4 protein-coding genes are annotated in these 3,607 nt (G+C 72.7%); 1 reads left to right on the forward strand and 3 read right to left on the reverse strand.

All coding sequences use genetic code 11. The features are described from left to right. The 3 genes from AB0G13_RS34310 to AB0G13_RS34320 form a co-directional block, all read right to left on the reverse strand. A partial coding sequence (locus tag AB0G13_RS34310; protein ID WP_357883756.1) for a glycogen debranching N-terminal domain-containing protein occupies positions 1-696 on the reverse strand: 696 nt, incomplete at its 3' end. A gap of 186 nt (positions 697-882) precedes the next feature. Further along, positions 883-1,296 (reverse strand): VOC family protein, encoded by a 414-nt coding sequence (locus tag AB0G13_RS34315; RefSeq protein ID WP_357883759.1) that lies wholly within the window; start codon positions 1,294-1,296, stop codon positions 883-885. Positions 1,297-1,416: 120 nt separating this feature from the next. Then, a complete protein-coding gene (locus AB0G13_RS34320) occupies positions 1,417-2,547 on the reverse strand; it encodes an N-acetylmuramoyl-L-alanine amidase (protein WP_357883762.1) in 1,131 nt (376 codons plus the stop codon). Positions 2,548-2,762: 215 nt separating this feature from the next. Here AB0G13_RS34320 and AB0G13_RS34325 point away from each other — a divergent pair, with 215 nt between their 5' ends. Next, positions 2,763-3,440, forward strand: a complete 678-nt coding sequence (locus tag AB0G13_RS34325) for a phosphotransferase (protein WP_357883765.1) — start codon at positions 2,763-2,765, stop codon at positions 3,438-3,440. The last annotated feature ends 167 nt before the right edge of the window (positions 3,441-3,607 follow it).

Here is a 3,607-nt window from a genome sequence, read left to right on the forward strand (position 1 = left end):
GGCGCCGCGGGCGCGCGCGGCGGCGTCGCCCGGCTCGGCGAAGGTCGGCGGCGGCGCGGCGAGGCGCCGCCCGTCGAAGACGGGTTCGACGAGGAGTTCCACCCGGCGGGACTGCCCGGGCGGCACCGCGACGTCGACCGCCAGGGCGGCGTCGGCGTACCGGACGGGCATGTCGGCCCGTACGCCGATCGCCACCGCCCGGTCGAGGCCGTCGCACCGGTAGGTGAGGCGCAGCTCCCGCTGCCGGTCGTCCCAGCTCGCGTCGACGGCGCCGGACTGCACCCGGCGGCCGGTCTCGGCCTCGCTGGTGTCGGCGAAGTCGGCGGCGAGGTGGATCCGCAGCCGCAGGTCCAGCGGCACGGCCGCGTAGCTGACCACGGTCAGCCGGGTGCGCAGCCCCTCGCCGACGAAGCGCTCCACCAGCAGGTAGGCCGCGCGGGAGGGCAGCGTCTCGCCGTCGCCGAGGGCGGCGTACGACAGCTGGGCGTGCCCCGCCACGTTGGCCGTGCTGAACGGGACCGGCTCGCGGCCGTCCACGCTGAGCCGTTCGGTGCTGAGCACCCGGGTGTTGCGGGCGAAGAAGCCCTGCGGGTCGGCGCCGGTGATCCGGCCGCGGACGTCGGTGACGAGGGTGCTCCAGCCGCTCGCCACGTAGAGCAGGTCGGGGCGGACGCGCAGGTTCCGGACCCGGGTCATCGCGGCCGGGGCGTGCGCGGACCACGGCGGGCGCACCGGGCGGGGCGGCCGGGCTGCGGGTGCGCGGGCGTCGACAGCATCGGGTGCACCCCCTGGCCGGCGGCTGCGGGCCGGGGCGCACCGGTGGGGTGCCGCCCCGGGCCCGTGGACAGCGGTCCCTACCCGCTGCCGCCACCCCTACACCTGTCAGCCCTGGGGCTGGCCGATGTTCACCATCCAGCCGATGCCGTAGCGGTCGACGCACATGCCGAACTCGTCGCCCCACATCTGCTTCTCCAGCGGCATCGTCACGGTGCCACCCTCGGCGAGCTTGCCCCAGTATCCGCGCAGCTCGTCGGCGTCGTCGCCGCTGAGGCTCACGGAGACGTTGTTGCCGGGGTCGTGCTCCATGCCCGGCGCGGTGTCCGAGGCCATCAGCGTGAAGCCCTGGTCGGTCTCCAGCATCGCGTGCATGATCTTGTCGGTGAGCGCGGGGTCGTCGGTGCCGAACGTGCCGAAGGTGTCCATCGACAGCGAACCGCCGAACACGCGCTGGTAGAACTCCATCGCCTCCCGCGCGTTGCCCGGAAAGCTGAAGTACGGGTTGAGTCGAGACGCCACAGCACCCTCCTCCGGTCGTGACAGCCTCATCGTCGCAGATCAGGAGCCTGGCAGGGGCGAGGCACGACCGCGTTTCGCCGGCCCGTCGGGCTCTGCGCCCCGACGGGCCGGCGGCGGCGGTCAGTGGCGGAACGACCGGCGTACGACGCCGCCGACGAGTGCGCACCAGGTGTCGACGTCCAGCTTGCCGTGGGCCGGCAGGCCGTGGGTCCGCTGCACGTCCTTGACGGCCGTCTTGGTCGGGTGGTCGTACTCGCCGGTCACGGTGACCCCGGGGTGGCCCCGGAAGTTCAGCAGGAACTGCACGGCGGTGACCGGCAGGCCGGTGGCGTCCCTGCCCAGCTCCGGCACCAGGGTCTCCCAGGTGGGGGCGGTGAGGGTGGCGTCCACGTCGACTCCGATGCCGTTGCGGTGCTGCCAGTCCTGCACCGCGGCGACGGTGGCGGCGTCGAAGACGCTGTTGACCGGCACGGTGTAGCCGCGGTGGGCCAGCAGGTACTGCACCACCCGGACGGAGGGGGAGCCGACGAAGCGCCACAGGTCCGGCCAGCGGCGGGCCGGCACGTCGCCGAGGTCGGTGCCGAGCGCCTCGAAGACCCGGCGGCGCAGGGCCGGGAACTGCCCGTAGAAGGCCGCTCCGGGGCACTGCGTGGTGCGGAAGTCCCAGTGGCCGAAGATGTCGTGGGCGTGCAGCCCGTACCGCCGGCAGATGGTCGCGCAGAGCGTGACCAGCGAGTCCAGCAGGGCCTCCGGTGGCGTCTCGGTGACGTAGGTGCCCTCGTTCTCGATGCCGATGGCCCGGCCGTTCTCGCCGGGGCAGTGCGCCGAGATCATCTGCCGGTCGCCGGCCCGCAACCGCTCCAGGCTGCCCCGGCGGCCCTCCATCACGTAGCCGCCCCGGCTGATGGTGAAGTGCTGGCCGGTGTCGGACCAGCCGTTGCCGTCCATGTGCAGGTTCTGGCAGTCGCGGGCCAGCTTGACCGCCTGCGCCTCGGAGTAGTCGGTGACGTTCGGGAACGCCATGTGGTGCACGATGATCTTGTTGGTGGGGATGGCGCTGACCGACAGCGGGTCCGCCGGCGGGCGCGCGCCCCACTCGTCGCAGCTGTAGATCCAGTCCAGGTCGGCGGCGGGGTCCGCGTGCGCGGCGCCCGGGAGGGCGAGTTGGCTGCCGACGACCGCGACCGTGGCGGCGCCGAGGCCGGCCCGCAGCAGGGTTCGACGGTCCACTGCGGAATTCTCGACGTGCATGGCATCTCCTCTGCGGCCGGAGGTGGGGGCGGGGGCGGCCCCGTGAAAAGGAACTCCAGGCGTCGCGTGTGAAGTGGAGGATATTGCCAAGACTCGACAGTGCGCCAGAGCCATTGCCGCTCGGTTGAGGGTCTGGGGGGCCTGCCAAGCGGCACAGTGATGTCACCCTGTGCGCCTGGCAGGATGGCGGGATGCGGCAGGGAGCGGTCGGGCACGTGCGGCTGGTGGAGCACCAGGGGCGCCGCCTGGTCGAGAAGCGGATGACGGAACCCTCCCGCCACGACACGGAGGTGCTCGCCTTGCGGGCACTCGCTGACACGGGCCTGCCGGTGCCCGAGCTCGTCGAGGTCAGGCCGGGCTCGATCCTCATGACGCTCATGCCCGGCGAGCGACTGGACAGCGACGACGCCGAGGTGCGACTCGACGGGCTCCGTGCCTCGGCGACCCTGCTGCGTCGGCTCCACGAGCTGCGGCCACCTGATGGGCTGCCGGCTGCGCCGGACGACGCGCTGATCATTCGCCGCTACCGCGCCGCCGGAGGCCCCCCGCTGCCACTCGCCATTCCCCCGGCCGGTCGCGCGGTGTTCTGTCACGGCGACTGGACCGACGGAAACCTCCTCGCCGCGAACGGCGCCGTCACGGCGGTCATCGACTGGGAAGCGGCCCACCTGGGCGACCCGCTCCGAGAACTGTCGCGGGCAGCCTGGGGCGCAGCGCGCAAAGACCCGCGGTCGTTCGACGTCCTCGTCGAAGGGTACGGAGCTGACCCCGCCATGGTCCGGGCCTGGTTTCCGATCCACGCCGCCGAACTCTGGCTGTGGTTCGCCGAAGCCGGGCCGCCCGAGTACCTCGAACAGCTCACCGGGGAACTGAGGAGCCTGTCCCACGCGTGAGGACGGGACGTACCCCCGCGCTGGTCGCCCGTGCGCCTGACTGAACGGCGTTGGCGCTAGTGCGGTGTCCACGAACCTTTGCCGGGTTCGTTGGGGTGGAATTGTCGTACCGGTGGTGTTGGCTTCGGTTTGTGCCTCGTCGTCGGGATTCTGCTGCGCCTGCGGTG

It is taken from the genome of Micromonospora sp. NPDC023633, from assembly GCF_040640035.1.
GTDB lineage: Bacteria > Actinomycetota > Actinomycetes > Mycobacteriales > Micromonosporaceae > Micromonospora.

Coding starts and splice junctions, on each gene's coding strand:
- AB0G13_RS34320 (WP_357883762.1), bottom strand. CDS start 2,547: ATGCACGTCGAGAATTCCGCAGTGGACCGTCGAACCCTGCTGCGGGCC.